Genomic DNA, 5,043 nt, shown 5'->3' with positions numbered 1-5,043 from the left:
TCGTCATATATTCTTGCGGCTGCAACCCATAGTGGAGATCCATGGGTTGTAATAAATACAAAATAGTCGGAACCGCCGGAGGGGGGGAGGGGGCTTGTCTCTCCGATCCCATCCCCTATGGGTAGGGCGGCGAGCGCTGGCGAATCGCCCACGACAGTCACCGAAGCTGTTGTGATAGAAACTGCGACAATAGCTGCAAATATGGAAAGGCGGCGCTGCCGTCGCTGGTGGCGGTAGCGGTGGCGGCGGCTGACGTGTATCCATCCAGCCGAAAATCGATCGGTTTTCGAATCCAGGCTTCCGGTTTCGGATGCCATAATAAATGCCTCCTTAGTATAAAAGATCCTACTCCCCGATCCTGGCTCCGTGTCGCCGCGTGGTGGATGCGCGAACCCCTACCGGTGGGCCGTGGGGCCTGCCTGTGGGGGTTCGGTTACTGGCGGCTTACCGGTTGGCTGCTGTGCGGTTTTGGTGCCAGTTTTGGAGCTCTTCGGGTGTGTAGGTCTGGTCTCGCCCTTCTCCTTGGCCATTCGGGAATTCGGGGTCGCGCATGCGCGCGGCGCGGGCGGCGTCTGGCTTCAGTGGGATCACGCCTGTTCGGCATGTCTCCGGGAGGGTGATCAGCTCCGCAGTGGCGCTACCCTCGTGTTCGCCACCGTGGGTGGAACCGCGACGTTCTTCGTTACGCTTTCCGGGGTGTCACGGTCATCGGTGCTGGACGGGTGCCCTGTTGGCTTGGTGAGTGTGACTGTGGCATGGTTCGTTACGCCCGCAATCTGATCACTCTCCGTGAGCATCGCGAGAGTGTCGTCGACCCGTTCGACGTCACTGTCAGCGTCGGCATCGTCGTCGAACAGGTGGCCCCATCCGGGTACCCAGCGGCCTGCTCCGTAGGAGCTTTCGACCAGTTTTTGATCTTTGTCTGCTGGGGCGGTCTGCGCATGGTGTGACAGCCGGGGGTACCTCGTGGCGTGGCCTGTGCGTGCCGTGGACGGCCTGTGGTGGAGTCGGCTTGCGAGAAGGGGGGGCGGTGGCGGGGGTTTGGCCGGCCTGTGTGGCGCGTGGCGGTTTTCCGGTGTCCGGCTGGCCCCTGGGGCCGGTGATCTTGTCGGCGGACGGGCCGATTTCTGGTGACTTTCCGTCGATCGCCGGCGGTGTCCGACACATCCTCGCGCACCACTACCTAAAATGATCACTGGGAAACATGGGAAACTACCCTGACCTGCAAGGATGCGCCTGGGAAATGGCCCTGGCGCCCCGTTCTGGTCGCTTCGAGCCTGCCGGAACGTAGTCGCGGTATGTAACATATGCGGCCCCTCGTCCGCTTCGTACGCCTACTCGGGCAGCCCCGGATTGGCCCTCGTCCACTTCGCGCACGGGTCGTGTGCAGGTGGCCCCGGACGCGCGGTCAAGCTGGAGTACTAACGGCCGCGTTCGGGGTAGAAGGTCACTGGACCAGTCGTGGACTGAGTGGGTGAGTGGTTGTGACGAGGGGGGAGAGTTCAGACCTGTTCGAGGTGCTGGATATCGCTGTCGCCGAGACGGCCATTCGGGATCATCGCATCAGATGTGCGAATGGGGCAGCGTGCGCTATCCTTGGTCGCTCGGAGGCCGAGGTTGTCGGACTGACCTGGGAGGACGTTACCGTCCCCGAGGACCGCGAACGCTGGGCCGCCCAGGCCCGGATTCGATTCACGACGGGGCAGTCTAGAGGGCGGATGGCGGTGCGCCTGCGGCGACCGGATGGGACGGTCGTACACTCCATGTGCACCACTGCACTGCTCGCCGATTCGGACGGCGAGCAATATTTCCTATCCTACCTACAGGATATGTCCGAGGAGATTGCGGCGCCAAACTGGCTGCGACTTGTGGTCGAGAACACCTCGGTGTCGATGTTCTTGGTGGACCGAAACGGACGGGTTCTGATAAGTGAAGGAACTGTGAACCCTGAATCTGCAGTGAGGCTATCGGAAGCGCGCGAGACTTCGATTTTTCAGTCGTTCGCTGACCATCCCCGGGGTATCTCAATCTTGGAAAGGGCTCTGAAAGGGGAGCGCGTCTATGAGATCTTCGAGATGTTTGGGCGGTATCTCGACATGCATTTTGTGCCCATATCGGGTGCCGATGGCAAGGTAGGTTTCATTGCCGCCGTGGCCACCGATGTCACCGAGCGACAGCAGGCAATGGCCGAGCTGCAGCTCCGGTCCGAAGAACAGGCACTCGTCGCCGACCTCGGCCAACGGGCGTTGGAGGCCCAGGACCCGAACGTGCTGTGGGAGCGGGCCGTGATGGCACTGATTGACCATCTCGGCGCCGACCTCGTCCAGGTTTACGAGTTGGACGAGGTCGGCGACTGCGTCGGCCTACTTGTCCGCGAGGATCGGCGCGCTCCCTCCGCGGCGACTCGGGTTGGCCCGGTGGAGGATACGGGCGGCGCTGGGGTTACTGCGGGCACCGGGAGGTTAGTGGTCCCCGTCGGACGGCCGGATAAACCGCTTGCGTTGATTGAGATCAGACGGCCGGTGGGAACGAAGCCATTTACCGAGCAGGATGTCCAGCTCGTCGACTCCGTCGCCGCCGTACTCGGCCCGGCGGCCATTCGGTTCCGGATGGAAAACGAGGTCCGCTACCAGGCCCTTCATGATGGACTTACTGGTCTGCCTAACCGCACTGCGCTACTCGACCACCTCGAACGCGCGCTGCGTCGCGCCCACCACGACGACAGGCGCGTCGGAGTGCTCTTTATCGACCTGGATGGGTTTAAGGCAGTCAACGATACTTTCGGCCACCAGGTAGGTGATGAGCTGCTGCAGACCATCGCGCCCCGACTGAGGCGTGCGGTCCGGCCCGGCGATCTGGTAGGACGGCTCGCCGGCGACGAGTTCGCCGTTCTATCCGAGGACGTGGGCAGCATCGTGGATCTTGAGGTCATCGCCGATCGGGTACTCGCGACCCTGAAGTCACCAAGCCGATTGCGAAAGCATTCCATCGTGCTGACCGGCAGCGTCGGTCTCGCCCTGTCGGGCCCAGACCTGCGTAAGAGTGAAGATCTACTAAACGCGGCCGATATCGCCATGTATGTCGCGAAACAGACCGGACCCGGACGGCGTATGGCCTACAACAAGACTATGCACTCCCGGCTCGCGAGACAGACCATCTATGCCGACGACGTGCACCGAGAGGGTCTGAGTGGAGACGATCGGCCCGGTCCCGACCCTATGCCGCGGCGGGGACTGTGAGCGCACAAAACACCACCCCCGGGCTGTGGAGACCTGGAGTGGTGTTTTGACTGCTAACGGTTTATTTGCTGACTGCTGTGCGGTTCTGGTGCCAGTTTTGGAGTTCTTCGGTGGTGTAGGTCTGGTCTCGTCCTTCTCTCTGGCCCTTTGGGAATTCGGGGTCGCGCATGCGTGCGGCGCGGGCCGCGTCTGGACGGAGTTGGATCACGCCTGTTCGGCATGCTTCCGGAAGGGTGATCCGCCCTGCCATGGCGTTACTGTCCGTGTTCGCCGCTGCGGGTGGGATTGTGACAGAGTCCTGGCTGTCGCGGTCATTAGTGCTGGACGGGTGCCATGCTGGCTTGATAAGTGTAACTGTGACATGGTCCGTTACGCCTGCAATCTGATCACTCTCTGTGAGCATCATAGGAGTGTCGGCGGCCTGTTCGGCGTCACTGTCGGTGTCGGCATCGTCGTCGAACAGGTGGCCCCATCCGGGTACCCAGTGTCCGGCCCCGTAGGAGCTTTCGACTTCGAGGATGCGTTCTTCGGTGATCCATGGTGCGCAGTGTCCTGCGTCGAACCACGCGGGCGCTTCCGGTAGCTCCCGGAGCCGTGTATTGGCCTTTTCCTGTGGAATGTAGGCGATTTGGACTAGCTCCGGGCGCTCGCCGAGCGGACCGTAGGTGCCACGCCCTTTGACGTCAGCATCCCATGCAGGCTTCTTGACATGCCCGTAGGTCGTGATCCACTTCTGTGCGGAACAGGTTCCAGTGAGGATGCGGCCGGAGAACAGGTCGCGGGCGTCGGAGCCGCCGAACAGGGTGAGCGACATCTGATGGGCACCAAGTACGATGCGATGCTCCAGTGCACGGCCTTGCATGAGAGTGACGTGCAACCAGAACGGAACCGGTGACTGCTTTTTCTGCCCGCCGGGGCCGGTCCACCATTGTTTTGCGCCGCCGGCGAACGACCCGAACTCGTCGATGATTAGAACCCTGGCGGGGAGATGTTTCGTTGATATCCCTTCCTGTTGCATGAGTGCGATGGCGGTGGCGGAGGCGACGAACTCGGCGAGGGCACGAATCGCGTCTTCAATGCGCGTGTGGATCCGTACCCCGGATACGGTCCGCGATGGCAGGGTGGGGTCTCCGGCGATTCCGTTTGGATGATCGTCGCCGATTTCGGTGAAGCTCATGCTTTTCAGGTCGATGATGTCGACGAGCGCTCCGTGTGTGCGGTTGTGGACGAGTGGGACGGTTAGTGTGGTGGTTTTTCCGCTTCCGGAGCCTCCGACCACGGCGAGGTGGGGGACGTCGGTCTCGGTTCGGGCGTAGATCGGCGTCTTCCCGGGGCCGTCGCCGACGTGCATGACGTACGGGTTGTCGGATGGCCTCCAGGTCGCCGCGTCGGGGGGCTGGGGGGTGGGGGTGAACTCCATGAACCGCGGCGCTGAGGTCAGGTGGATGCGGGAAGCCTCCATGGGTACTTTGATCCACCGGTCGACGAGGCGGGCGATGGCGAGCTGCTGGTACTCCTCGCCTGCCCAGTGATCGGGCAGGTTCACCCGGGTGATCGCCCCCTGCTTCGCTGGGTTGCGTGGGACAACCAGCCACGTGTCCGCCGACGCGCCGATCGGGAGCTGTAGCGGCCCTGACAGCGATCTCATGAGCGGTTGGACGAGCCGACGGCGGTGCTGGCGGTATGTCTACCTCCGGTGGACCCTGTTACCCACGTAGACGGCCCCACCGGCCACGGTGGTAGCAGTGAGGGAGTCGGTGAGAAGCGGGTGTGCGAGCTGCCCGTAGCCCTCCGCCAGAGCTAG

Annotated in this window: 3 protein-coding genes; 2 read left to right on the top strand and 1 reads right to left on the bottom strand. The window is 62.7% G+C overall.

Annotated features, from left to right (window positions below; genetic code table 11):
* Nucleotides 1-755: 755 nt before the first annotated feature.
* Nucleotides 756-950, top strand: coding sequence for a hypothetical protein (locus G6R25_RS21315; protein WP_136448594.1), 195 nt, complete (start codon nucleotides 756-758; stop codon nucleotides 948-950).
* A gap of 534 nt (nucleotides 951-1,484) precedes the next feature.
* Nucleotides 1,485-3,239: a sensor domain-containing protein gene (locus G6R25_RS21310; RefSeq protein WP_235826226.1), complete on the top strand. Its 1,755-nt coding sequence runs from the start codon at nucleotides 1,485-1,487 to the stop codon at nucleotides 3,237-3,239.
* A gap of 61 nt (nucleotides 3,240-3,300) precedes the next feature.
* Here the strand turns inward: G6R25_RS21310 and G6R25_RS21305 are convergent, their stop codons facing one another.
* Nucleotides 3,301-4,785, bottom strand: a complete 1,485-nt coding sequence (locus G6R25_RS21305) for a type IV secretory system conjugative DNA transfer family protein (RefSeq protein WP_163554332.1) — start codon at nucleotides 4,783-4,785, stop codon at nucleotides 3,301-3,303.
* Nucleotides 4,786-5,043 lie beyond the last annotated feature (258 nt).

It is taken from the genome of Candidatus Frankia alpina, assembly GCF_902806485.1.
Classification (GTDB): Bacteria; Actinomycetota; Actinomycetes; order Frankiales; family Frankiaceae; genus Frankia; species Frankia alpina.
This window is presented reverse-complemented; position numbering and strand designations above follow the sequence as displayed.

Bases quoted from the DNA above. Each gene is read 5' to 3' on its own strand.
- G6R25_RS21315 (WP_136448594.1), top strand. From the start codon at position 756: ATGGTTCGTTACGCCCGCAATCTGATCACTCTCCGTGAGCATCGCGAG.